The sequence below is a fragment of the Tsukamurella conjunctivitidis genome (assembly GCF_007858475.1).
Taxonomy (GTDB): Bacteria; Actinomycetota; Actinomycetes; order Mycobacteriales; family Mycobacteriaceae; genus Tsukamurella; species Tsukamurella conjunctivitidis.
Window position 1 is genome coordinate 131,908 of record NZ_VIGX01000009.1, and the last position, 25,094, is coordinate 157,001.

Consider the following 25,094-nt stretch of genomic DNA (forward strand, 5'->3'; position numbering starts at 1 on the left):
AGCCGCGCGGTATTGACGGTCGAGCAAGGCCATCTCTGTGGTGATGGCGTCTACGCGCGTCCGGCGCTCCGGATCGGACAGGATCTGGGCCAGCCGGCATTGCCTGAAACGAACTGCGCAGCCTCGTCGCTTGTCGCCATAGCGTCAGTATCCACCCACCGGACGGTGGTGAGCGGGGCGGCCAGCTTGTACGGATCAGGATTGGTTGCCTGCCATAGACGAGGCGGCCGCGATGGGACGGCGCAGGTGCTGGAATTTCGTCGCCTGGGCGTTACGCGGCTTGTGTGCATGTACACTGGCACTCGGTCAGGGTCCCGTCGGCGGCCGCAGCGTGACGCCATGCCTGATCGGGTGGGACCGCGCCGCCTTCCTCCGCGGGGGCCGGTACCTGCGTGCCAGCGGGCAGGGCACCGCGCCGCCAGAGCAGCGGCGCGGCGATCGCACCGGCGGCGGCGATCAGCGCGAGTACACCCCACGCGGGTACGAGACCGAATCGTGTGGCCCCCCAACCCGCGATCGGGTAGGCAATGAGCCAAGCGAGGTGCGAGAGCGAGAACTGCGCCGCGAACACGGAAGCAACGTTTGCCGGCGCCACAGCAGACCGCAGCACCTTTCCGGTCGGGGTGATAGCCAGCGCTGAGCCGGCACCGCTCGCCAGCCAGATCGCCGCGGTCACCGCCCAGCTCGGCCGGTCCACCGCAGCCATGGCAACCGCCGCAGTAGCCGCGGCGGTGAGCAGGCCCGCTCCGGTGAGCATCACGGCGCGGGCGGTCACCCGGTCGAGCAAGCGTGGTACCGCTAGTGCCACAGCTAGGGTCCCACCGCCGGACGCCGCCATCATCCACGCGACGTCGGACTCGGACCCGCTCAGTCGGTCACGGACGTAGTTGACGGTGTTCACCACCACGATCGAACCGGCCGCGGCGACAGCGAAATTGACCGCGATGACTCCTCGCAGGCTGGCGGTACCTGTGAAAATCCGCAGACCGGCGAAGATCCGGTCCGTTGGCCGCGTGGCGCCCGACGGTTTCGCGTTGGGTACCTTGGCTTGCAGCACCAGCACCGCGGACAGGACGAACCCGATCGCGGTACCGACGAAGAGCACATTGAACTCGATCACCAGCAACGCCAGCGCCGCCACGACCGGGCTGACCAGACTCTCCATCGTGTAGGCAACTTGCGAGGCCGACAACGCAGTGGTGTACTCGCGCTCATCGGTGATGATGTCGGGGATCACGGCTTGGAACGTAGGCGTGAACGCGGCCGACGCCGCCTGCAGTGATCCGATGAGCACGTAGATCTGCCAGACCTCAGTGACGAACGGCAACGCCAGCACGATCGCCGCACGGAACAGGTCCAGCGCAATCAGGAACGCGCGTCGCGGCAGCCGGTCGACGTACGCCGCCGCCACCGGTGCGATAACGACATAGAGAACCATCTTGATCGTCAGCGCCGTTCCCAGGACGACCGCTGCGGACGAGCCAGCGATGTCGTAGGCGAGCAGCCCGAGGGCGACCGTCGCTAGCCCGGTGCCGAGCAGCGCAACGATCTGCGCACTGAACAACAGGCGGAAATCGCGATGAGAAAAAGGCCCCACGATGGCTCCCAACTAGTTGGCGACGACGTCGATCGAACAGGGCCCGCAGCGCACGCCACCCCGGGCTCCGGAAAACCTAGTACTGCCTGAATCAGCGCTACTGATGGTGGTGCGCGCTCGCACCGCCAGTGACTGCACCGGTGGTGCCTCCGGTGGCAACGAGGGTGAAGTCCGCGGTCCGGACGGTGTCCTGATGTCGGAAATCCAGGAACAGCCGGTAGGTTCCCACGGAGGGAGCGACCGCGTGGAACCGGATCCGGGGACCTGCAGGCGTCTGCGGGTCCGACGGGCTCCCCTCGGGATGGATATGCAGGTAAGCGAGGTCACCGGCCCGCAACGCCACCAGGTGGCCGTACGCAGCAAGATAGGGCTGCAGATCGGTCACCGGGACGCCATTCCAGGTGACGACGGCCTGCAGCTCCCCGGCTTGGGCGGCAACGAGATCGCCCTCGAGCGTGACGGTGTAGTCGCCGCCGGTCCAGGCCCTTCTCAACTCAGGCAAGGGCCGAGGATGGAACCCGCCCGGCACGAACAGGTCGGCACCGAGCGTGAGCCCGTCCGGCGCGCCCTGCGGCACGAAATCGGCCAAGACCCGCCACACTCCCGGCGTGAGCGCCAGCTGCACAGTCCAGGACCCGGCACTGTCCATCGACGGATGGACGTGGTGAAAGACGCTGGTGTCGCGGCTCACAACGATCAAGTGCAACTGCTTGTCGTGACGTTCCTCGAAGGTGACTAGCGGCTCGCCGTCGGGCCCGAGGATCACAAAGCGAAGTTCCACGGTCCCGGCGTCGACGATCTGGATCGCCGGTTCGAAGCGATAGCCTCGAGCGGCGACCTGCAGCCCCTGTGGCACTTCGGGCCCAACGCCGTGACCGGCGTGTCCTGTGTGATCGGTATGCGAACCGTGCTCCATAACGTGCTCCTTCGCGGAAACGACAGCCACCGGGACGACACCCCGGGTGGACTCATGATCGGACGAGACGGGTGATCGCGGCAGTCGCTTCGTTCAGCTTGGTGTCGAGTTCCTGCTGGTCTGAGCGGGCGGCCTGGACGACGCAGTGCCGCATGTGGTCATCCAGCAACGCCAAGGCGAGCCCTTGCAGGGCGCTCGTCGCGGCACTGATCTGGGTCAGGATGTCGATGCAATACTGGTCCTCATCGATCATCCGCTCAATGCCACGCACCTGTCCCTCGATCCGCTTCGCCCGCATCAGATAGCGCGACTTATCGGTCAAATACCCGTGCTGCGCCGCACAGCACTCGGCCCGCTCGACCGCAACCGCGGGGATATCGGTGCTCACGCCGAGGCCGCCGTAACGTACTTGTGTGGGTCGGCGTCGAACCGAGGCCCGCACCCGGCGCAGCACAGGTAGTACCGCGTGCCCTCGAAGTCGCGGTAGAGGCCCTTGCTGACAGCGGCAGACTTGTCCACCACCGTGCCGGTCATGACGGGGCACTCCGCCGTGTCGGTACCGCCTGTGCCCGCCTGCCGGGCGCTGCGGGTCAGCTCGAGCGACTGCTCGCCGGGGCCGGTGTGCCCACAGCAAGACTGTCGGTGTGCATTGTCGGTCATCGTCGAACTCCTTCATCTCAGGCCCCCCGACCGTCTCACATTCACCTGAACGGGTACCCCAGCCGGGTACCCCGAATATATACCCCGGCGGGGTATTGACCGCAAGGGTTGCTCGGGATCGGCCGCGCGACCACCGCTCCGGCGCACTCGCCGCGACAGGAGGGCCTAGACATACCCGCCTGGGGTATGTTAAGCATGATTTGGAGATACCCACAGGGGGTATCTGAACTGGGTAGGAGAAGGCGATGACGACCAGCGAATACCAGGTGACAGGCATGACCTGCGGCCACTGCGAAATGTCCATCCGTGAGGAGGTCAGCCTTATCCCCGGTGTCGAGTCCATCGAGGTCAGCGCGCAGACGGGTCGGCTGCGTGTCACGGGAGCGCAGCAGGTGACCGACGAGCGGGTTCTCGCCGCGGTGGAAGAGGCTGGCTACTCGGCAGTGCGCAATCCATGAGTGCCATGCGCAGGCTGATCGTCTACGTGGTTGCGGTGACCGGTGTCTTCGCCAGCGCGTATGTGATCGGTGGGGTGGCAGTACCCGACTCGGCGGTCGCGCGGTGGGAGCACCGTGCCCCCGGTGGATCGCCCGCCGTGCCGGCGAGTGAACCGGGCGCCCCGCACGGTGGCGGCCACCAGCAGTGACGCAATGAAGCAGCGCGGGCCACAGGCCTGGCGATAGACCGCAAGTACGGATCGAGGAAAATGATGAGTGTGTCAGCGCCGTCGGGCGGCCGTAGTGTCGAGCTGGACATCGGCGGGATGACGTGCGCCTCGTGCGCGAACCGGATCGAGCGCAAACTCAACGGGCTCGATGGGGTCGAGGCCACGGTGAACTACGCCACGGAGAAGGCGAAGGTGCACGTCCCCGAGGGTTTCGATGCGCAGGCGCTGATCGACGAGGTGGCAAAGACCGGCTACTCGGCGACTCTCCCGCGGTCCTCGACGCCGGGGGCTGGAGGACCTGGTGCTGGGGTTGCCGGCGAGGACATGGACCCGGAGCTGACGTCCCTGAGGCAGCGGCTGATCGGCTCGGCTGTGCTGGCGGTGCCGGTAGTCGCGATGGCGATGGCGATGGCACCGGCCCTACAGTTCACCTATTGGCAGTGGGCATCGCTCACGCTCGCTGCGCCAGTGATCGTCTGGGGTGCCTATCCGTTCCATCGGGCGGCGTGGATGAACCTCAAACACGGAACCGCCACCATGGACACCCTCATCTCGATGGGCACCCTAACAGCGTTCCTGTGGTCGCTGTACGCGTTGTTCCTCGGCACCGCCGGCACGCCCGGGATGACACACGGGTTCGAGTTCTCGATCGCTCCGTCGGACGGAGCAGGCAACATCTACCTCGAGGTCGGCGCAGGGGTCACGGTGTTCGTGCTCGCCGGCCGCTACTTCGAGAAGAGGTCCAAGCGGCAGGCCGGAGCAGCATTGCGCGCGCTCCTCGAGCTCGGCGTCAAGGACGTGGCAGTGCTGCGTGACGGCGCGGAGGTTCGGATCCCGGTCGCCGAGCTGGCCGTCGGCGACACCTTCGTGGTCCGACCGGGGGAGAAGGTCGCCACCGACGGGGTGGTCACGTCCGGATCCTCGGCCATCGATGCGTCGATGCTGACCGGCGAGTCCGTCCCGGTCGAGGTCTCCGTTGGGGACACGGTGACCGGAGCGACGGTCAATTCCGGAGGACGGCTTGAGGTGCGCGCCACCCGGGTCGGAGCGGATACGCAGCTCGCGCAGATGGCCAAGCTCGTCGAGGACGCGCAGACGGGGAAGGCCGAGGTGCAACGGCTCGCGGACCGGATCTCGGGTGTGTTCGTGCCGATCGTCATCGCGATCGCGTTCGCCACCCTCGGCGCGTGGCTCGGTGCTGGCTTCCCCGTCGCGGCCGCGTTCACTGCCGCGGTCGCCGTGCTCGTGATCGCCTGCCCGTGTGCACTTGGACTGGCCACGCCGACAGCGCTTCTCGTGGGAACGGGTCGTGGAGCCCAGATGGGTGTACTGATCAAGGGCCCGGAAGTGCTCGAGTCCACCCGCAAAGTCGACACCATCGTGCTCGACAAGACCGGAACGGTCACGACCGGCAAGATGACGCTGGCCGAGGTGATTGCAGAGGACGGCACCGACTCTGACGAACTGCTACGGCTAGCCGGTGCATTGGAGAACGCCTCCGAGCATCCGATCGCCCAGGCCATTGCCGCCGCGGCTCGCGACAGTGGCGGAGAACTGCCCACACCGGAAGGTTTCGCCAACGTCGAAGGACAAGGGGTGCAGGGCGTGGTCGACGGGCATGCCGTGATCGTGGGCCGCGAGAGTTTCCTGGCTGACTGGGCACTCGAACTGTCCCCTCGGACGGCGGCCGCGAAACGGGACGCCGAATCGGACGGTAAGACCGTCGTGGCGGTTGGCTGGGACGGTCAGGCGAAGGGCATCCTCGTTGTCGCCGACGCGGTCAAGCCGACCAGCGCCCAGGCCATCAGCGAACTGCGGGCCCTGGGCCTGAAGCCGGTGCTGCTCACCGGTGACAACGCCGCCGTCGCACAACGAATCGCGGCTGAAGTCGGCATCGACGAGGTCATCTCCGAGGTGATGCCGCAGGACAAGGTGTCGGTGGTCAAGCGCCTGCAGGATCAGGGCAAGGTCGTCGCCATGGTCGGCGACGGCGTCAACGACGCACCTGCGCTGGCCCAGGCCGACCTGGGCCTGGCAATGGGAACCGGCACCGACGTCGCGATCGAAGCCTCTGACATCACGCTGGTGCGCGGCGACCTGCGCAGCGCCGTTGACGCGATCAGGCTCTCTCGCAAAACGCTGAGCACGATCAAGACGAACCTGTTCTGGGCATTCGCCTACAACACCGCTGCGATACCGGTCGCTGCGGCGGGCATGCTCAACCCGATGCTGGCCGGGGCCGCGATGGCCTTCTCCAGCGTCTTCGTCGTCGGCAACAGCCTGCGGCTGCGTGGCTTCACCAGCGTCGCCAACTAACGTCGCCCCGGCCCCGGCCCCGGCCCTCCACCGCGGAGGGACCGGGGCCCTGCGTATCGGAACACCGCAGCACAGACTCCTGACAGCAGGTCACCGACGATGCATTCCCGCCGCAGCGGCCACGTCCGCTTCGCGGGCCGCGGGATCGGGCACACTCAGTGCGCCGGCTCGATGGAGCGCCCGCAACGCGAGTGCCGCGCCGGAACCGACGATGATGAGCACCAGCCAGATCAGCGCCGGGAACCCGAGCCGGTCCCCCAATGACATGAGCGCCCCGGTGCCGAGGTTGCCGGCCAGGATCCCCACGCCGACCACCGTGTTGTAGAGCCCGTAGTGGGTAGCGACGAGTCGATTGCCGGAGAGGCTGACGACCGTGTCCATCTCGAATGGGAAGACGGTCGCCGTGGCTATCGCCAGGCCCGCTGCCGCCAGCAACAGCGCCGCGATGGCGGCGACCTGCCCGGTCAGCGTTGCGGTCGGCACTGCTAGTAGCGGCACGAACGCCACCGTCATGAGCGCCATCCCGAGGCTGAGGCTGCGGGTGGGCCCGAACCGGCTCCGGAACCAAGCGGTGATCCGCAGCTGCCCGGCCACGGCGATCACACCGGTTACCACGAATACGGCCGCCACAAGGTAGGTCGACGCTTGCTCGCTGCTGGTGATCGACGTCGCGTGCAGTGGCAGCGCTAGATAGACCTGGAAAGAGAGCACGTAGGAGCCGATCATCGCGCACGAGAACAGCACGAACCGCCGGTTGCTGGCCACGGTCCGCCAGTCGGCAAGCACCGACGGCCGCGGCTCGGCTGTGGCTCTGCGGTCGCGCCGATCGCGTGGCAGAGCCAGGATCTGCGCGACGGTCAGCACGCCGAAGACCCCAGCGGCGACCGCCGATGTCACCTGGAAGTCGAAGGCCATCAACGCTACCCCGACCAGCGGGCCGATCAGGATGCCGCCCTGGTAGAAGATGTTGAAGATCGCGAAGGCTTCGATGCGCCGGTCTCCGGCGTCAGCGGCCAGGTACGCGCGCACCGCGGGGTTGAACAGTGCCCCGGCGAATCCGGTAGCTACGGATGCGATTAGCAGTGCAGGCAGCGATTCGACCGTCGCCAGCAGTACGAACCCGATGGTCCGCAGTAGGCACCCGGCGACGATGAGCGGCTTGAAGCCGAGTCGGTCGGCGAGGGTGCCGCCGATGAGGAACATCCCTTGCTGGGAGAAGTTCCGAATTCCCAGCACCAACCCGATCGCCCAGCCGGCGAGCCCGACGGGGCCAGCGAGGTATCCGGCTAGGTAGGGCATGAGCATGTAGAAGCCCAGGTTGATGGTGAATTGGTTGACCATCAACACCTGGCTGGGCCGGTCGAAGGTCCGGAACGTGGCGATGGGCCCCCTCATACGACGGTCAGCGGGTTGCGGACGTTGGTGGTGCGGGACCAGCGGGTGACCACGGTCCTGGCTGGGTCGGCGATGGTGATCGGCGCCAACGGTGGTGCGAGCGTCGGGTCGATGTTGTTGGCGTGGCAGTAGGCGTCGCTGTAGACGGTTCCGTAGTAGCGCTGGGGGCCGTCGGGGAAGATCGCAGCAACGACCGTGTCCGGCGAGCGGGTGCCGGCGATCCACCCGGCGACCTGGGCTACCGCACCGACGCTCCAGCCGCCGGTCGCGTAGTGCGTCGATGCCAAGGTCCGGCACGCCCACACCGACTCCTCGGGCGCGACCCAGTGCACTTCCGAGAACGCCGAGTAGTCGACGTTCTCCGGATAGATGCTCGAGCCAAGGCCACGCATGAGTCGCTTGTGCGCGGGCTGGCCGAAGATCGTCGATCCGATGGTGTCGACTCCGACGAGTTGCAGGTCCGGCAGGAACTGCCGCAGGGTGCGGCTGACCCCGGCCGAGTGTCCGCCGGTGCCGACCGAGCAGACGAGCACATCGATGTGCCCGAGCTGGGTCAGCAGCTCGAGGGCCAGCGGCTGATAGGCGCTGACGTTGTCCGGGTTGGTGTACTGGTCCGGGCACCACGCGGTCGGGTCCGCAGCCAGGTGCTCACAGACCCGGTCGCGTCGGGCTTGCTGCCATCCGCCCGCCGGATGAGGTTCCGTCACCAGGTCGACCTCGGCGCCGTAGGCGGCGAGCATCTGCGTCAGGATCGGCTCCAGCCCCGGGTCGGTCACCAGCGTCACCGGATGATCGTGCACGATGCCCGCGAGCGCCAGGCCGAGCCCGAGCGTGCCGCTGGTCGACTCCACGATCCGTGCGCCCGTCGTGAGATCCCCCCGTGCCTTGGCCCGTTCGATCATGTGCAGGGCAGGGCGGTCCTTCATGCCGCCGGGATTGAACCCCTCGAGTTTGGCCCAGAACCCGTGCCCGGCCGGCGCGAACGGTTCGGCGATCCGCATCACCGGAGTGTTGCCGACCAGGGCCGCCGGGCGCTCCGAGACAGGTCCGATGTCGAGGAGCGACCGGGCGGGCAACGGCGGGTGCAGCAATGACAGTGGGGGGCGAGAATCAGGAACCGTGGTCACTTCGGTGCTCACGTGCTGGGGTCCTTTCGGAAGCGGAAAAGGGCGGCACAGGTGTGTGGCACGCCACCCGGCGCGACGGTCTTGCAGGACCAGGACGGTCAGCGTGAGTCGGCAGATGGCGTGCCCGTGGCCCGCCGGGTGAAGACGTGCCACCGGTGATCAGTCCGGTGAGGGGTATCTGATCGCCCTCGACTGTGCGTGCCCTAACCAGGCCGTTACGTGTGCTCAAGATCAAGATTTGCTCAAGAACCGCGCCTCGGGTCGATCCTGGGCATACGGTCAGGCCACGATGGAGGCATGGATGCGATTGTTGCCGAGCCCAAGCCGACGGCGGTGACCGAACCGCGGCCGAAGCTGGGCCTGCGCGCGATGGTTGTCGAGGACGAGCCGGACCTCGCCGAGGTCATCGCCGACTACCTTCAGCGCAGTGGTTTCGATGTCGAGATCACCGGCGATGGAGCGGCCGCAGTCGCCGCCGCGCACCGAACTCCACCGGATGTCGTCGTCCTCGACCTCGGGCTGCCCTCGCTCGACGGTGTCGAAGTGTGCCGACAACTGCGCACCTTCTCGGACGCCTACGTTGTCATGGTCACCGCCCGCGCCGACGAAGTCGACACTCTGGTCGGCCTGTCCGTCGGGGCGGACGACTATCTGACCAAACCGTTCAGCCCGCGGGAGCTGATCGCCCGAATCGAAGCAATGCTGCGCCGCCCCCGCGCCGGAACCGTCAACGGGCCCGCCATGCCCCAGGGCGCGGAGCGCCGCATCGGGGATCTGCTAATCGACCCGAACGGTCGGGAGGTGAGCGTCGCCGGTAGACCCGCGGCTCTCACCCGCACCGAGTTCGACCTTCTCGACGTCCTCTCCCGCCGCCCGGGCATGGTGTTCAGCCGCGACCAACTGCTCGCCGAACTCTGGGGACCGACCTGGGTCGGCGATGCACACGTCGTCGACGTCCACATCGCCAGCCTGCGTCGCAAGCTCGGCGACACCACCACCGAGCGGCGTTACATCCGCACCATCCGCGGCATCGGTTACCGAATGGGTGACGGCCGGTCGAAGCAATGAGCGCGCCCCGATCCGACGCACGGCGCACCCGTCGCCCACGTTCGGGGTTCACCACCAGGCTGTTCATCGCCCAGACCATCGTCATCGCCGCTGGCGCTGGGGCCTCCGCGCTGGTGGCGTGGACTGTCGCACCGCACCTGTTCCACACCCACATGGCCCACGCCGGCCTGCCGACCACCTCACCCCAAGCCAAACACGTCGAGGAGGCGTTCGCCTCCTCACTGGTGGTATCCGTCTCGGTCGCCCTGTTGAGCTCCGTGGTCCTCGCACTGGTCGTCAGCTGGCTGATCACCCGCCGCGTCCGACGCTCCATCGGCGCCGTGGTGACCTCGACGGCGAACATCGCCGCCGGCAACCACGCCATTCGCGTCCCGCCCAGCCGCCTGGGCCGCGAATTCAGCGACCTGACCCGCAGCGTCAACCGACTCGCCGAGCAAATCGATACCACCGAAGAGATCCGCCAGCAGATGCTCTCCGACCTCGCCCATGAACTCCGGACGCCGATCACCACCATCACCGCCCAAATCGAAGCCGCCGAGGACGGCATCCGCACGCCGGGCGCGCAAATGTACGGCGTCATCCGCAGCGCCACCGGCCGCCTCAAGCGACTCGCTGACGACATCGACGCCGTCTCCCGCGCCGGCGAACGACAACTACGCGTCGAAGCAGAGCCGACCGCGGTCAACGACATCACCACCGCCGCGGTCCGAGAAGCGCAACCCGGCTACGACGCCGTAGGTATCCACCTCGGCCTCGGACCCACCACCACCGACCTCGTCGACGCCGACCGTGCCCGCATCGGCCAGACCCTCGCGAACCTGCTCAGCAACGCACGCCGACACACCCCACCGGGAGGCAGCGTCACGGTCAGCAGCCGCCGCCGCGACCACAACCTCATCGACATCATCGTCGAGGACACAGGCGAAGGCATCGCCAGCGAACACCTCCCACACATCTTCGACCGCTTCTACCGCACCGACACCTCTCGCAGCCGCGACGCCGGCGGCAGCGGTATCGGCCTGACTATCGCCCGCGCGCTCGCCGAGGCCCACGACGGATCCCTCACCGCCACCAGCCGCGGCCCCGGACAAGGCGCCCAGTTCACCCTGACCCTGCCGGTCTACAAACGCCGCAACACCAAGCGAGAACACCCACCACCGGAACCCGGTACAGCCTCGAGCCCACTACCCCGACCGCCCCTTCAACGAACCCCACAGAGAATCCCTGCCAGAAAGACGAACCGATGAACCCGAAACGACTGATCACCACCGCCGCCGTCACCGCCACTATTGCCCTCGCCGTCACCGCCTGCGGCGACGACATGTCCACGATGAACATGAACGACGACACCAGCACTACCCCCACCTCAACCCAACCGTCGATGCCCGCAGGCCACTCGATGAGCAGCTCCCCGACTTCATCGCCGACACCTCACACAAGCATGCCGGGTATGTCGGGTATGCCAGGGATGGGCGACGGCAGCCCGACAGTCAGCCCCGCTGCCCCCTAAGCAGGGCCGCCCCCGACTTCCTCGACGTCAAACCAAGGAACCAATTCATGACACCGGTGACCAGACGAACAGCCCTCTTCGGCGGTCTCGCCGCGCTCAGCGTCGGCGCGCTCGCCGCATGTGGCGACAAGACCGCCAGCACGCCGAGTGGTGCCTCTCGTGCGCTGCAAGGACCGCCACTACAGGCCACACCCCAGGCCGGACAGAAGGTCGTTGAGACGACCCTCACCGCGCGCGAGACCACCGTAGACCTCGGCGGTATCACCGCCCGTACCTGGGCCTACGACGACGCCCTCCCCGGCAAGGTCCTGCGCGCCAACGCCGGAGACTTCCTCCGCGTCACCCTCGACAACAAGCTTCCCGCCGACACCACCATCCACTGGCATGGCATCCGCCTGCGTAACGAAGCTGACGGCGTTCCCGGCGTCACCCAGGATGCTGTGCGCCCCGGGGGGCGATTCGTCTACGAGTTCACCGCCCCGGACGCCGGCACCCACTACTTCCATCCCCACGTCGGTGCCCAACTCGACCGTGCCCTCTACGCTCCGATCATCATCGACGACCCCAATGAACCAGGCGCCTTCGACGCCGAGTGGATCGTCGTCCTCGACGACTGGACCGACGGCATCGGCAAGAACCCTGACCAGATCCTTGCCGACTTCCAAGCCAAGACCGGACCTTTGCAGACCGGAATGGGCGGGATGGGTGGCATGGACCACTCCTCGATGCCTGGCATGGGAAGCTCTCCGCTGGGCGATGCTGGCGACGTGGTCTACCCGCACTACCTCATCAACGGCCGAATCCCTACGGCGCCGACCGAGTTCCGCGCCAAGCCCGGACAACGCATCCGCCTGCGGATCATCAACGCCGGCTCCGACACCGTCTTCCGGGTCGCCCTTGGCGGTCACACGATGACCGTCACCCACACCGACGGACACAGGGTCAACGACATGCAGGCCCGCGCGCTCTTCGTCGCTATGGGGGAACGCTACGACGTGACCGTCACCGCAGGCGACGGCGCGTTTCCGCTAGTCGCCGCCGCCGAAGGTAAGAAGGGCCAGGCTCTGGCAGTCCTGCGCACAGGCTCCGGCGCCGCACCCGCCGCCGACATTCGCCCCGCGGAACTGGACGGCCCGGTCCTGCTCGGCGCCACCGAACTCACCGCCGCCGACTCCGCGCGCCTTCCTGACGCCCAGCCCGACTCCACGATCAAGGTCACTCTCAACGGCCAGATGGACCCGTACGCCTGGGGCATCAACGGCAAGAAGCACGGCGAAGACACGCCTCTGCGCGTCAGCAAGGGCCAGCGACTGCGGATGCAGATCACCAACGAAACGATGATGCTCCACCCCATGCATATCCACGGCCACACCTGGGGCCTCCCCGGCAGTGGCGGACTGCGCAAGGACACGGTGCTCATCAAGCCCATGGGCTCGGTCGAGGTCGACCTCGACGCGGACAACCCCGGAACCTGGGCCCTGCACTGCCACAACATCTATCACATGGAGATGGGCATGATGACCACCCTCAAGTACACCTGACGCGACCGACGTCTCCGCGGCTGCCCCCGATGGCGAGTGCGACCGACCAGCCACCAACTACTATGCTACTTAGTAGTTGGTGGCTGGTTCGTTAGCCGCCGAGAAGGGGTGAGGATGCGACGACAGTCCACACGGGCATCGCTGGGCGATGATGACCGTCCCCCGAGCGGCAGCTCGAGTCTGCGCCGGTGCGCCGGTGTGATCGCGGTGCTTGTGGTCGCGATGCTGCTCGGCGGGTGCGTTCAGCTCAGCGACCGGGCACGCGATGGCGGGATCATCGCTCCGGATGGCAAGGCCAGGCACTTCTACCCGCCCGAGCGGCGCAGCGTCGTCGGTGAGCTGTCCGGACGTAGTGTCACTGATCCCGGGGCCACGCTGCGACTGTCGGACTACGCCGGAAAGGTCGTGGTGATCAACGTCTGGGGCTCCTGGTGCGCCCCCTGTCGTCTCGAGGCTCCTGCTCTGGAAAAGGTGTACACGGCGCGCAAGTCCAAGGGTGTGCAGTTTCTCGGTATCGACGTTCGTGAAACCGCCGGCGACGATGCGGCGCGGGACTTCATCCGCTCCCACGGGCTGACCTATCCGTCGATCTACGATCCCCCTGGCAAGACGCTGCTCGCGCTCGGTGAGCAGTACCCGACCACAGTAGTGCCGATGACCTTCGTCCTTGATCGGCAGCATCGCGTGGCCGCGGCATACCTGACGACGATCGACGAGAAGACCCTCACCGATGCCGTGGACCGCGTCGCCGGGGAGGGCTGATGGGACAAGCCTTTGCCGACGCCGCCGTGTCAGGTCCGCTGATCCTGGCGATCGGGGCATGCCTGCTCGCCGGGTTGGTGTCCTTCGCCTCGCCGTGCATCGTGCCCCTTGTTCCCGGCTACTTGTCGTACCTCGCGGGGCTGGTCGGCGCCGAGGCTCCAGCGACGTCGATCGCAGAGCTCGGCGGCAGCGGAAAGGCGGTAGACCGGTCCGGTCGGTGGAGAGTGCTCGGCGCAGCCGCGTTGTTCGTCGGCGGGTTCACAGCGGCCTTCCTCTTGATGACGATGTCGGTGTTTGGTCTGGCGGCGACGATTCGGCTCAATGCAGAGACGCTGATGCGGATAGGTGGGGGAATCACCATCATCATGGGCTTGGCGTTCATCGGATTGGTCCCGGCACTTGCCCGCGAGGTGCGTTTTGCGCCACGACCCTGGACCACGCTTGCCGGTGCCCCGCTGCTGGGCGGGGTGTTCGCGCTCGGCTGGACTCCCTGTATCGGTCCCACCCTGGCGGGGATCATGTCGATCATTGTGGGCACCAACGCAGCGCCGGCACGCGGTGCCGCGCTGGTGGTGGCCTACTGCGTAGGCCTGGGCCTGCCGTTCATCGCACTCGCCGTCGGATCGACCGCCGCGGTGCGGGCCGTCGGATGGCTTCGCCGCAACAGCCGACGCATCCAGGTCGCCGGCGGCGTGCTCATGATCGCCGTCGGACTCGCCCTGGTCACCGGCTACTGGTCCGACTTCGTCGACATGGTCCGGCGGCTCTTCGTCTCCAACATCGTCATGCCGATCTGACAGGAATCGCCGTCGACACGCACCAACCAGTACGCCCGCGATCGCCCAGACGACTCGCGACGAGCAGCACCACCACGGTCCAGAATTGAGGAGATCTCACTCGTGACCACGCAGACAGCACGAAGGCTCCCATCCGCGACATCCACTCGGTGGGGGCCGGCTCATTGGCCGTGGACGCACACAGCGGTCAGGCTACTTCTGGCTGCCGCCGGCGGCGGAGCGATGTTCATCTCGTTCCCACCCACCGCGCTGTGGGGAGCGGCGCCGGTCGGTGTCGCGCTCGTGGTCGCCGCCGTGTGGGGCTGCGGAATCGGCCAAGCCCTGCTGTACGGCTACGCCGCGGGGCTGGCGTTCTTCCTGCCCTTGCTTCCGTGGGTAGGCATCTACGTTGGGGCTGGGCCGTGGATCGCGCTCGCCGCGGTCGAAGCCGTCGCGGTAGCGGTGTTCGGCGCCTTGGTCAGCCGGATGGTGGTTCTCCCCGGCTACCCGCTGTGGTGCGCCTGCGCGTGGACAGCGACGGAGGCACTGCGCAGCCGCCTGCCATTCGGCGGGTTCCCTTGGGGAAAGTTGGCGTTCGGGCAGACCGATGGGCCTCTCGTACAGTTGGCCGCGATCGCCAGCGCACCGGCCGTCTCGTTCGCGGTCGCCCTCATCGGGTGCTCCGGTTTCGCCGTGGTCCGCGCGGCACTGCGGAGGTCACCGCGCGCTGCTGTCCGTGCGTCGCTTGGTGGCATCCTCCCGTTCGCCGGCGCAGCACTCCTAATCGCGCTACCAGCGTACGAACCGCGAGCGAGCGTGACCGTTGCGGTGATCCAAGGCAACGTTCCCCGCCTAGGACTGGACTTCAATGCTCAGCGTGCCGCAGTGCTCGAGAATCACCTACGACGCACCGAGGACCTCGCCAGTGCCATCGAATCTGGCCAGATGCCCCGGCCCGCCATGATCGTCTGGCCCGAGAACGCCTCGGATATCGACCCGCTGCGCGATCGGCAGGTGCGCGCGCGGATCGATGAGACGGTCAACAGGCTCGGCGTACCTGTCCTCGTCGGTGCAGTGCTCTCCGCCGACGACGGCACATCACGCAACGTCTCCATCGTCTGGAACCCCGGCTCCGGTCCTGGACAGCAACACATCAAGCGGCGACTGGTGCCCTTCGGGGAGTACCTACCGATGCGGCCGCTCGCGACCCGCCTGTCCGCATACGCCGACAAGGCCGGCCGGTTCGTGCCTGGCGATGGTGACGGCATTGTCACCCTCGCTGGCATACCGACCGCGGCTGCCATCTGCTACGAAGTGGCCTTCGACGACCTCGTCCGTGAATCTGTACGCGGTGGAGCCCAGCTGATCACCGTGCCCACTAACAACGCGACCTTCGGCCGCACGGCCATGTCGTACCAACAACTGGCGATGTCCCGACTGCGGGCCATCGAGCACCGCCGCACCGTCCTGATCGCCGCGACGAGTGGCGTCAGCGCTGTCGTGACCCCGGACGGGACGGTCACCGACCAGTCCGCACTGTTCAGCGCGGATACTCTGATCGCGACTGTTCCCCTCGACGACCGGCTCACACTCGCCACCCGCTGGGGCGCGTTGCCCGAAGCGGTCACGTCCGCCCTGGCCGCTGCGGCCCTGATCGCCGCAACGGTGATCAAACGGCGCGCACGTCGCACCACCGGTCTCAAACAGTCGGTCCCCGCCGATACGACGCCCGTGCCCATCGACGAGCAGAAGACACCATGAGCGTCGCCCTTCCCCCCGGACCCGACGAGTGCGCCTCAACCCCGCCGTGGCATCGCCGGCACCGGTACGCACTGGCCCTTATTGCGATCGCTGCCGCGCTGCTGCTCATCGCCGTCTCGACCGCGCATTCGCTCACGGAAAAACCAGGAGACCACGATACCGCCTCCACCGGCACCCGCACTGGAACCGAGGCCCCACTCCAGGCCAGCTCAGCCCGCGGTGTACCTAAACCGCAGTGCGGCGGAACGAAATCGGTATCAGCCCGATCCGTTGGGCCCCTGGCAGATCTGTCCGAGCCCTGCCTCACTACCCCCGATGTGATCAACCTCGGACAACTCACCGCAGGCAGAACCACTTTGCTCAACTTCTGGGCGTCCTGGTGCGGGACGTGTCGCGAAGAAATGCCGATCCTCTCGCGCTATGCCCAACGCCCCGAAGCAGTCCAGGTACTCGGGATCAACGTCCGCGACGTCGAGAGTTACGCTCGTACCTTCGCCACCGATCTCGCCCTCGCGTACCCGAGCATCATCGACGCGGACGGCGCGGTCGCGAGGACACTGCAGATCCCGCCCCTGCTGCCGCTGTCCTTTCTCGTCCGCCCCGACGGCTCCGTGCAGCGGATCGTGGACCCGCTGGTCTTCCGATCAGTACAGGACATCGAGGACGCTGTTGCTAGGGCGCAACCCTCGCTTCCGGGCAAGTGAGCGCTTCAGTCGATGGAACGGTCAGAACACCCACCCGCACCTGCTCGACGACTCGCCGCGCCTGGTACCTGTACCGGCGGAGCGGGTGAGAGTACCTCGCCTGCGGACCTGGCGGGCTCGACCACTCACCATAAAGTACTATGCAAATTAGTAGTTGCGTGATGAGGCGGGTCGAGGGAGGCTGAATGGTTCTGCAACGGCGAACTCTGCTGGCGCGGACGGCAACCGGAATCGGAGCCGTCGCGATCACGTCCGCCTGCGGTGCCGAGCGGGGCGCGGTGCCGCTGAGCGGATCCTCGTCCTCACCGAAACCGTCGGGCGCCGTGCCACTGATCGAGCTGGCGCCGGCCGACGGCGCCGCGGAGGTCACACCCCGCACACCGGTCACTGTGCGTGTCGTGGGCACCGGCGCCCTCGCCGAAGTCACGCTCACCAACGAGGCGGGACGCGCCGTTGCCGGCACGTTGGACGCACCGCGCAAATCCTGGTCGGCCGGTGAGCCCCTTGGATTCGGCCGCACCTACCGCTTGCGAGCGGTCGCGGTCGATGAGGCAGGACGCCGGACCGAACGGCAGAGCACGTTCACCACTCTCGCGCCACAGGCGCAGGCGACGATGGAGCTGGCAACGACGGCGGGCACCCCGGTCGGCGAAGGGCGGACCTACGGTGTGGGGCTGGTGCTGGTGGCGAAGTTCGACACCGACATCGCAGACCGCGCCGAGGCAGAACGTCGTATGAAAGTCACCTGTACACCCGCGGTCGAGGGAGCGTGGTGCTGGGTCTCGAATACCGAAGCGCATTGGCGACCTGAGAAATACCACACGCCGGGCACTCAGATCACCGTGGACGCCGCGCTATACGGTGTCCGCCTGGGCGAGCGCCTCTACGGCGCCGAGGACGTGCGTGCCAGTGCGACCATCGGCGCCTCGCATGTCTCGATCGCCGACGACGCGACCAAGACGGTCACCGTCTACGACGGCGGTAATCTCGTCCGTACGATGCCCACCTCCATGGGCATGGGCGGCAGCGAGATCATCAACGGCAACACCATCAGCTTCTGGACCCAACGGGGCATCTACACCGTGATGGACAAGGCGAACCCGGTGGTGATGGACTCGTCCACCTACGGGCTACCGATCAACTCGCGCTTGGGGTACAAACAGACGATCAACTACGCGACACGGATCAGCACAGACGGTATCTACCTGCACCAACTCGACAGTTCTGTGTGGGCGCAGGGCAACACGAACACTTCCCACGGGTGCCTCAACCTCAACGGTGACAACGCTCGATGGTTCTTCGACTTCTCGGTCCCCGGCGACATCGTCGAAATCCGCAACACTGGCGGCGCACCTCTCGAGCAATGGCAGAACGGTGACTGGAGTGTGCCCTGGCAGCAGTGGACCAAAGCCAGCGCCCTGGCGTCGTCGGAAGGCCGCTGACCAGGACGGAGAATGGGCGAGGCAGTCCGGATCTGTCTGAGCACATCCCGGTAGCCCCGCCGACTCGTCACAACGTCATCACCCATATCGCCACCGCGATCGCGGCCGTAGCACCTGCTGCGACTGCGGTACGCCCCCACCGAGTGTGCGGGTCGGAGCGCAGCGGAAACAGCACCTGCCGGACCAGCGCGTAGGCAGCGAGTCCGATCACGAAGATCGCTCCCGAGTGCCGGACGCCCAGGAACAGGAATTCGGCCCCTATCGCCAGCGTCCCGCACGCCGCAGCTTCAAACAGCTGCACCGGATAGCGTGAAGCGGCCACCCTCCGATCCGATGACCACAGTGACCACCGCGACACGGTGACCTTTCCAGCGCAACAGCCGGTCAGCCAACACCCCGGCCTCCCGACGGCCATCCCTGCGAGCAGTGCCGGGGCAGCAGAATCGAGCACCGCGCCCCATGACAGTCCGATCGCCGGCGCCCCCATCACCAAGACCACCGCGGCAGCGGCGTTGAACCCCTGAATGCAGGCTCCGGAGGACAGCAGCTTCCGTAGCGGCATCCGATGGATTGCCAAGAACCACAACCGCGCGCCGAGAAACCCCACAGCACAGGCCACACCGCTGATCCCCACCGCCGCGAATGCAGAGCCGCCAGCGAGGGAGACGTTCACTGCCATGAGCGCGACCGCGACGACAGCGCCGAGCCCCACCAGCAGCGGCCAACACCACGCTGCCACCGCGGGCCCGTGTGCCAGAGGCGCGAACACCGTCCGGACCCGCATCTGCTGGTCCGGAAGCTTCATCTCGCCCGCCAGCTCGCCCGCCTGCGTCGCAGCCGGTGTCCACGCTGCTCGCACCCGAATATCCCACTCGCCTGCCGGGATCCCCGATAGCCGCTCGGTCACAGCGACCGGCCGCCCGCGGGCCGCCGCGAGACTGACATCGCGCTGGCAGGTGAATCGCCCTTGCGTATCGTCGGCCTCGGCGCCGATCCGTAGGCCCTCGTACTGCATCCGGAGCGCACCGGGAGCGCTGACCGCGTCTAGCACGTACGTAGCGGACAGTCCTTGTGGCTCCGCTTCGTTCACTGGGTCGCAACCGCCCACCGGACCGGTGATCGTCGAGATCCTCTCCGACGCCTGCACCGCGTCATGCCGCACCGGCGCGCCGACGGATTCGGTCACCGTTGGAAGGCCCACGTCTGGATCCGGCACGCTAGAGAGATGTTTCATCGATCAGGCCTCTCCCGAGATTGAGCTACTAACACGCTTAGTAGGTAACTACTATGTTGAATAGTAGATGAGGGGCGGGCAGGCCCGCCACCAAGAACTACTATGTGATCTAGTAGTTATGCTGAGTTCGAGGAAAGACAAGCGCGAGGTGAGGAGGGTGCACTGTGAGTGGTATGAACCGCAGGGCGGTCATTGGACGGGTGCGGTGGTGGCACGCAGCGGCTGGCGGTGCGCTGATCGCACTGGTGATCGCGATCCCCTCCCGAGTGCTTCCCAATCCTGTCTTCACCCGGATGACGCCGGTGCGCTGGTGGGACTACCTCGTCCTCGTGGTGGTGACCGTTCTCGCGGCCGCCTGGCTGGCAGCTCCGGTGGTGGCCGGGTGGAATCGTGGTGCTGTGCGAGGCACTTCCGGTGTGGTCCTGTCGACGCTCGCGGTGGGGTGCCCGTTGTGTAACAAGGTCGTCGTCGCGATGTTGGGCGCGTCGGGAGCGTTGACGCTGTGGGCGCCGCTGCAGCCCCTGGTTGCTGTCGTCTCGGCCCTCGCCATGGGTGCCGCGGTCGCCACCCGCTGGGGGATACGGTGGTCGTGGCGGGGCGGCGAGCCTGAGCATCCGCTACAGGTGAGCGAATGCCCCGCCGGGGTGTGCGACCCCTCGGCGAAGATGCCTGTGGCTGTGGACACGACCGCCGGGCATCGGCATTCGTGACTCGTCGAATAGCGGCACCGGAGCGTAGTGGCTCAAGGACGTAGGCGCTCGGGACTCGGTGTACGGTCGCTGAAATGCGACTCGTGGGTCGCACTCGCTAGTCACGATGAAGCGTCGCAGCGGATGTTGCTGCGCAGTTGGCCCCCCGGGGAACAGGCAAATCTCTCTGTCACGCTGCGCCACGGGCGCAGCGGGCTAGAGCGCTGGGCAGGAAATAGCGGACACGACGAGGGCTGCAAGCGCCACCGTAGCGGCTGATCCCAGGGCGGTGGCCGCGGCGACCGCGCCGCAGTGGCGCACGCGAGCACTGCGGCTCGCTGCGGGGAGCTGTAGGCGGCGGGCCCGCGCCGAGGTCGCGGTGGTCGCCATCGCCAGAGTAGGGCCCCGCCCGGCTGTCCCTGATCGCTGCCGCACCGATTGTGCGGAGGCCATCTGCAGCAGGGCCCGGTGTACCGTGGCCGCCCCGCAACGGCGTGCTGCTGCTCCGTCAGCGATCGCCTCGACCAATTCCCGCACGGCGCTCGGGGCGTTCCGGCACAGCGGGATCGGGCGCAGGACCTGCCCGATGACCTCAGTGATGGCAACGATCAGGTGGTGGCGACCGCGGAGGTGTGCGTGCTCGTGTGCCAGCACTGCCGCCAGCTCGGAGGGTGCCAACAAGGTCTGTAGGCCGCGGGAGATCACCACCATCCCGCCCCTGGGTGCGGCGATGGCGAATGCCAAGGGGGCGTCGTGCTCGAGGCACCACACTCGGCCGTCCCCGGCGGCTGGACTGGCCACCAGCCTTATTCGGTCGCAATGCAACGTCGCGACCGCCCGCCGGCGCGCGAGGACGAAGACGCAGCGCACGCCGGAGATCACGACGGAGCCCGCAATGAGCGCGGCTAGTGCGGCGCCGGTCGCCCGGCGTCCCTGCGGCACGGTGCCATGGACCGCCAGGGACCAGCAGTCTCCGAACGCAGTGGTTACCGAGTAGTCTGCGTGCAGCGGCAGCAACAGTGCCACGATCGCTAACGCCGTCAGCAGTCCAAGCATTGCCAGCGCTCCCACCCAGCCGATGAGCAGGGCAACTGGATCGAGCCGCGTACGCCCCGCGCGGGTGAGCAGCACAGGTCCGGCAGCCGCGATCGCAGCCGCCGCGACGACCAATGCCGCGAACACCGTCATCGTGTACTCATTCCCTCCATCCGGGTCCGGATTCGGATCTCGCGCACCGGGCTTAGTCTATTGCTGCCGTGACCGACGGCGTAGTGCCCGCCGGATGACCTTTGATTCCTCGTCCGACGCGGACTCGGTGAAGTGCAGCAGCACTGCCTCAGGATCGCCGGATGCATCCAGCACGTCACGCAGCGCCTGGGTCGCAGCCTCCGCGCGGCTGAGTGTCGGCTCGTAGAAGTAGGCCTTGCCGACCTTCTCGCGTTGGACCCACTGCTTGCGGTGCAGGTTGTCTAGAACCGTCATCACCGTGGTGTAGGCCAGTGCCCGCCCGGTGTCGAGGGCATCGACCACCTCCTGCACCTTCAAGGCGTGCTCACTGTCCCAGAGCACTTGCATGACCGCGGATTCCAACTCACCAGGCAAGGGTCGCACTCCTCCTTAGTACTATCGTGGATAGTAGCAGGATCTTGATTGAATCTTGAATACCGCAGGCCAACCCCATTGTAGGTGGCAGTTAAGGCTCTGCATCTGCTCGATCACCGCTTCCCTCTGTGGCGTCTGTGACGTACGGTTCGGATGGTACTCAAGGGGTGCCGGTGCGGCGCGTCAAACTTTGCGTAAAAAGATTGCGCACCAACAATATTCCGCTTCTGATCCCCTCGCGTGGGCGCAACCTCCCCGCGGGGGGCGGTCGGCTCGTTGAAGGAGATGTTCCGTGGTGAATCAGCATCGATGGGCGTCTGGAATGCAGCGGGCGGCGGCGGTGACGATCGTGGCTGCGATCGTGGTCGGCGGAGCGGATCCTGCGTGGGCGCGGCACGTGGGAGACGACCCTCGAGCAGGTCACTCGGTCGCGGTGGTTCCTTCGTTGATCGTGCGCCTTGCGGACTTTGATCAGCAGATCGCGGCTTTGCAGAACGACGTTGACATTCGGCGGCAGTCGGTGAACAAGGCGGTGATCGACGTGGCGTTGGCCGCCGACGCTGCGCGGGCCGCGACGAATGCAGTAGTAGTTGCGGATCGGGAGGCCGTGGCTTCCGACCAGGCAGTGGATGCTGCTCAGCGCAGGCTCGATGAGATGCTCCGCGCCGCCTACATGCAGGGGAACACCTCGGGCGGGGTCGCGGATGCTCTGACCGCCCCGGATGGGCAGACGGCGGTAGACCGCACTGCGGTTCTTCGGCGCGTTGCTGCCGCCCAGGCAGGTACTGTCACCGGCCTCAATGACGCCCGGCGGCGGGCGCGATCGAGCCGCGATGCTGCGCGGATCGCGAAGATCTCCGCGGATGCAGCGGCTGGCGCGGCTGCCGACCGCCGCACCCGAGCGCAGGGGTCGGTGGCCCAGACCCTGGAGGCGCTGCGTTCGGCGACCGATCAACGCCGACGGTTGGATTTGCGTCGGCAGACGGCCGCAAGGGCGCTCGCCGAGGCGAAGGCGAAGTCCGGGGATGCCGCAGGTCAGCAGCGGATCTATGACCAATACGTCGTCAGCGAACAGCAGACAGTGACGGTGCCTTCCTCGCAGCCGGCTCCTGCACCGGCGGCACCCCCGAACGCAAGCACACCCGTAGCGGCTCCTTCTGCGGCACCGGCAGTGTCGGCGCCCGGGGGGCCACCGTCGGCCGCGACCGCAGCGTCGTCGTTGCTCGGGCAACTGAGCAACCTGTTCGGGTTCACGCCGCAACCGCAGACCGCATCCCAGGTCCCGGCTCAAGCGGCAGCCCAGGTGCCTGCAATCCAGGCACCAGTAGCGCCTGTGTCAGTCGCGTCGATGTCGGGCAAGCAAATGATTGACACGGTCATTGCCCGGGGCCTGTCGGTGGTCGGCACCAGATATTCCTGGGGGGGTGGTGATATCAACGGCCCCACCGTCGGGGTCCGCGACGGCGGCGTTGCCGATACCTTCCGTGACTTCGAGAACCCGGGATTTGATTGCTCGGGCCTGACGCTGTTCGCATTTGCTGCCGTCGGCATCAAGCTCCCGCACTACAGCGGCTACCAGTACAACATCGGCAAGAAGGTTCCGCTCGCTGAGATCAAGCGGGGTGACCTGATCTTCTTCGGCCCGAATGCGAGCCAGCACGAAGCGCTCTATCTGGGTGACAACCAGATGCTTGAGGCACCCGAGTCCGGATCGACGGTCAAAGTATCGCCGCTGCGCACCGACGGCGCGATGCCCTACGTGGTCCGGCTGATCAATTCGTAGACCCAGTTCTAGTTACGACCTGTCGAAGGCTGTGGGAACGGTACTGCTGCTGGAGTGGGAGTCCGGCGACGGCCTGAATGCTGTGGTGGAAATGCCATGTTGCTGGGACTGGCGAGATGCCAACTCCGTGGGACTGCGTGATGCAGTGCAGGTGAGAAGGCTGACAGTCGCCAGGTAGGTCGGGACCCTACACCGCTGTAGGGTCCCAATTTTCGATCGACCCGCGCACCGTCGCCGAGCACATGGACGAGATCATTTGGCCCCGTCTGTACGAGCGGGTCTGGCACACCGTGCTTTCGAGGTGGGGGTTCCTGTAGGTGCTCTGGGAGTGGTCGGAAAGCGCCGTTGCATGTCTTACCGCAGGTGGGGTGTGTAATGTCAAAACCTGGCCTGCCAGTGTTGTGATACACGCGACTTATAGGTCTTTATAACTAGGGACGACCTATAAAGACCTATACCAATCGCGGCTCGTCCGCTCGTGCTGGCCGAAAGGCAGGACGTCCAGCGGCAGGTGCGGGAGGTACTGATGCCTGGCCCTGGATTCACCGGAAGCGGGAGGTCTGCCGCTCGGGCAAGCCGGATCAGATTTCACCTACCCATGTACCAGTCCCCTGCTGTTCTATTTGGGCAGAGGTCGTAGATCGCACCTTAGCGTCCCTCCTGGGTGGGACCGACAGGCACGAGGACATCGGGAGCATGGTTGCGCCGCAGTGTCGTGATGAGGTCGATGAGGTGGTTCTGATGCATGCGCCACGGGGTTCGGATGGCTTGCCGGGGAAAGGCGTCGACGGAGCGTTGTACGTAGCCGGAGGTGAGGTTGAATAGCGGCAGCGGCTCAAGTGTGTCATCGGCGACAGGCACAAGCGCGCGGTGGCCGTGCTCCTTCATCGAGTTGAGGACTCTGCACACCAGTCGTGCTGTGAGATCTGCGCGAAGTGTCCAGGACAGTTGGGTGTAGCCGATGGTGAACGCGAAGTTGGGGAGCCCGGTGACGAAGGCGCCCTTCCAAACGTACTGGTCTGCCAGCGTCACAGGTACGCCTTCGACGCTTGGCACTATTCCGCCGAACGTCGTCAGTTTCAGGCCGGTGGCGCTGACGATGACGTCGGCTTCGAGGACCTGGCCGGATGTCAGGCGGATGCCTTCAGGGACGAGCGAGTCGATGGTGTCGGTCACGACGCTGGCGTGTCCGGCCTTGATCGCTTTGAAGATGTCTGCGCCGGGCGCGGCACACAGGCGTTGCTCCCACGGGCGGTAGGACGGGGTGAAGTGCTGTGCGGTGGCTTCGGGCCCGAGGATTCGCACGGTTTGGCTCTGCAGGAGTGCGCGGGCTCTAGTGGGAAAGCGTTCGCAGTACTGGTGAAAGCCGATGTTGAACAGGACGTTCTTAGTGCGCGCGAGCCGGTGCGCGAGCTGTTTGGCTATGACAGCTTGAAGAGGCCCCGGCTCGACGGCTAGACCTGGCCCCGTTTGCGACTCGCCGGTGGTGTTGCGACGGTTTGATCTGGCCCCACCTGATGGTTGCTCGTGAACATCGTTTCCGA

23 protein-coding genes are annotated in these 25,094 nt (G+C 66.6%); 13 read left to right on the forward strand and 10 right to left on the reverse strand.

Annotation, left to right across the window (positions count from 1 at the left end):
- Positions 1-271 precede the first annotated feature (271 nt).
- From FK530_RS16290 to FK530_RS16305, 4 genes are all read right to left on the reverse strand, one after another.
- Positions 272-1,597 carry an MFS transporter gene (locus tag FK530_RS16290; RefSeq protein WP_019201619.1) on the reverse strand — a complete coding sequence of 442 codons (1,326 nt, stop codon included), beginning with the start codon at positions 1,595-1,597 and terminating at the stop codon, positions 272-274.
- Between the two features lie 97 nt (positions 1,598-1,694).
- Positions 1,695-2,513 (reverse strand): DUF8832 domain-containing protein, encoded by an 819-nt coding sequence (locus tag FK530_RS16295; protein WP_040765953.1) that lies wholly within the window; start codon positions 2,511-2,513, stop codon positions 1,695-1,697.
- 52 nt (positions 2,514-2,565) lie between these two features.
- Entirely contained in the window at positions 2,566-2,901 is a 336-nt protein-coding gene (locus tag FK530_RS16300; protein ID WP_019201621.1) for a metal-sensitive transcriptional regulator, read from the reverse strand.
- On the reverse strand, positions 2,898-3,173 hold the full coding sequence (locus FK530_RS16305; protein ID WP_019201622.1) for a YHS domain-containing protein: 276 nt from the start codon (positions 3,171-3,173) through the stop codon (positions 2,898-2,900). Before FK530_RS16305 ends, FK530_RS16300 begins: the two co-directional genes overlap by 4 nt.
- A 245-nt stretch (positions 3,174-3,418) precedes the next feature.
- On the opposite strand from FK530_RS16305, the gene FK530_RS16310 reads away from it, so the two are divergent.
- From FK530_RS16310 to FK530_RS16320, 3 genes are all read left to right on the forward strand, one after another.
- A complete protein-coding gene (locus FK530_RS16310; RefSeq protein ID WP_019201623.1) occupies positions 3,419-3,631 on the forward strand; it encodes a heavy-metal-associated domain-containing protein in 213 nt (70 codons plus the stop codon).
- 5 nt (positions 3,632-3,636) lie between these two features.
- Positions 3,637-3,819, forward strand: a complete 183-nt coding sequence (locus FK530_RS16315; protein WP_139057781.1) for a hypothetical protein — start codon at positions 3,637-3,639, stop codon at positions 3,817-3,819.
- Positions 3,820-3,888: 69 nt separating this feature from the next.
- Complete coding sequence (locus FK530_RS16320; protein WP_410468445.1) at positions 3,889-6,156, forward strand: heavy metal translocating P-type ATPase; 2,268 nt, start codon at positions 3,889-3,891, stop codon at positions 6,154-6,156.
- Between the two features lie 90 nt (positions 6,157-6,246).
- Here FK530_RS16320 and FK530_RS16325 read toward each other — a convergent pair whose 3' ends face one another.
- Positions 6,247-7,539, reverse strand: coding sequence for an MFS transporter (locus tag FK530_RS16325; RefSeq protein WP_193560354.1), 1,293 nt, complete (start codon positions 7,537-7,539; stop codon positions 6,247-6,249).
- An 8-nt stretch (positions 7,540-7,547) separates the two neighbouring features.
- Positions 7,548-8,627, reverse strand: a complete 1,080-nt coding sequence (locus FK530_RS16330; protein WP_051158972.1) for a PLP-dependent cysteine synthase family protein — start codon at positions 8,625-8,627, stop codon at positions 7,548-7,550.
- A gap of 348 nt (positions 8,628-8,975) precedes the next feature.
- Here FK530_RS16330 and FK530_RS16335 point away from each other — a divergent pair, with 348 nt between their 5' ends.
- From FK530_RS16335 to FK530_RS16370, 8 genes are all read left to right on the forward strand, one after another.
- Entirely contained in the window at positions 8,976-9,746 is a 771-nt protein-coding gene (locus tag FK530_RS16335) for a response regulator transcription factor (RefSeq protein WP_051158842.1), read from the forward strand.
- Positions 9,743-10,993: a sensor histidine kinase gene (locus tag FK530_RS16340; protein WP_019201628.1), complete on the forward strand. Its 1,251-nt coding sequence runs from the start codon at positions 9,743-9,745 to the stop codon at positions 10,991-10,993. The genes FK530_RS16335 and FK530_RS16340 overlap by 4 nt, the downstream gene beginning before the upstream one ends.
- A gap of 310 nt (positions 10,994-11,303) precedes the next feature.
- Positions 11,304-12,797: a multicopper oxidase family protein gene (locus tag FK530_RS16345; RefSeq protein ID WP_019201630.1), complete on the forward strand. Its 1,494-nt coding sequence runs from the start codon at positions 11,304-11,306 to the stop codon at positions 12,795-12,797.
- Between the two features lie 198 nt (positions 12,798-12,995).
- Positions 12,996-13,559, forward strand: a complete 564-nt coding sequence (locus tag FK530_RS16350; protein ID WP_019201631.1) for a TlpA disulfide reductase family protein — start codon at positions 12,996-12,998, stop codon at positions 13,557-13,559.
- On the forward strand, positions 13,559-14,356 hold the full coding sequence (locus FK530_RS16355) for a cytochrome c biogenesis CcdA family protein (RefSeq protein ID WP_019201632.1): 798 nt from the start codon (positions 13,559-13,561) through the stop codon (positions 14,354-14,356). The genes FK530_RS16350 and FK530_RS16355 overlap by 1 nt, the downstream gene beginning before the upstream one ends.
- Before the next feature lie 222 nt (positions 14,357-14,578).
- Positions 14,579-16,096, forward strand: a complete 1,518-nt coding sequence (gene lnt / locus FK530_RS16360; protein ID WP_019201633.1) for an apolipoprotein N-acyltransferase — start codon at positions 14,579-14,581, stop codon at positions 16,094-16,096.
- Complete coding sequence (locus FK530_RS16365; RefSeq protein WP_081585946.1) at positions 16,093-16,800, forward strand: TlpA family protein disulfide reductase; 708 nt, start codon at positions 16,093-16,095, stop codon at positions 16,798-16,800. Before lnt ends, FK530_RS16365 begins: the two co-directional genes overlap by 4 nt.
- A 185-nt stretch (positions 16,801-16,985) precedes the next feature.
- Positions 16,986-18,242, forward strand: a complete 1,257-nt coding sequence (locus tag FK530_RS16370; protein WP_019201635.1) for a L,D-transpeptidase — start codon at positions 16,986-16,988, stop codon at positions 18,240-18,242.
- Between the two features lie 67 nt (positions 18,243-18,309).
- Here the strand turns inward: FK530_RS16370 and FK530_RS16375 are convergent, their stop codons facing one another.
- Positions 18,310-19,428 carry a prolipoprotein diacylglyceryl transferase family protein gene (locus tag FK530_RS16375; protein WP_158635062.1) on the reverse strand — a complete coding sequence of 373 codons (1,119 nt, stop codon included), beginning with the start codon at positions 19,426-19,428 and terminating at the stop codon, positions 18,310-18,312.
- Positions 19,429-19,649: 221 nt separating this feature from the next.
- Between FK530_RS16375 and FK530_RS16380 the strand changes: the two genes are divergently transcribed.
- Positions 19,650-20,186 (forward strand): hypothetical protein, encoded by a 537-nt coding sequence (locus FK530_RS16380; RefSeq protein ID WP_019201637.1) that lies wholly within the window; start codon positions 19,650-19,652, stop codon positions 20,184-20,186.
- Between the two features lie 195 nt (positions 20,187-20,381).
- Here FK530_RS16380 and FK530_RS16385 read toward each other — a convergent pair whose 3' ends face one another.
- Positions 20,382-21,353 carry a M56 family metallopeptidase gene (locus FK530_RS16385; RefSeq protein ID WP_019201638.1) on the reverse strand — a complete coding sequence of 324 codons (972 nt, stop codon included), beginning with the start codon at positions 21,351-21,353 and terminating at the stop codon, positions 20,382-20,384.
- 57 nt (positions 21,354-21,410) lie between these two features.
- Complete coding sequence (locus FK530_RS16390) at positions 21,411-21,776, reverse strand: BlaI/MecI/CopY family transcriptional regulator (protein ID WP_040765956.1); 366 nt, start codon at positions 21,774-21,776, stop codon at positions 21,411-21,413.
- Between the two features lie 283 nt (positions 21,777-22,059).
- Here FK530_RS16390 and FK530_RS16395 point away from each other — a divergent pair, with 283 nt between their 5' ends.
- Positions 22,060-23,550, forward strand: coding sequence for an NlpC/P60 family protein (locus FK530_RS16395; RefSeq protein WP_126195761.1), 1,491 nt, complete (start codon positions 22,060-22,062; stop codon positions 23,548-23,550).
- A 648-nt stretch (positions 23,551-24,198) separates the two neighbouring features.
- Here the strand turns inward: FK530_RS16395 and FK530_RS25880 are convergent.
- Positions 24,199-25,094 (reverse strand): NAD(P)/FAD-dependent oxidoreductase (locus FK530_RS25880; RefSeq protein WP_166443300.1); only part of this gene is annotated, 896 nt, incomplete at its 5' end.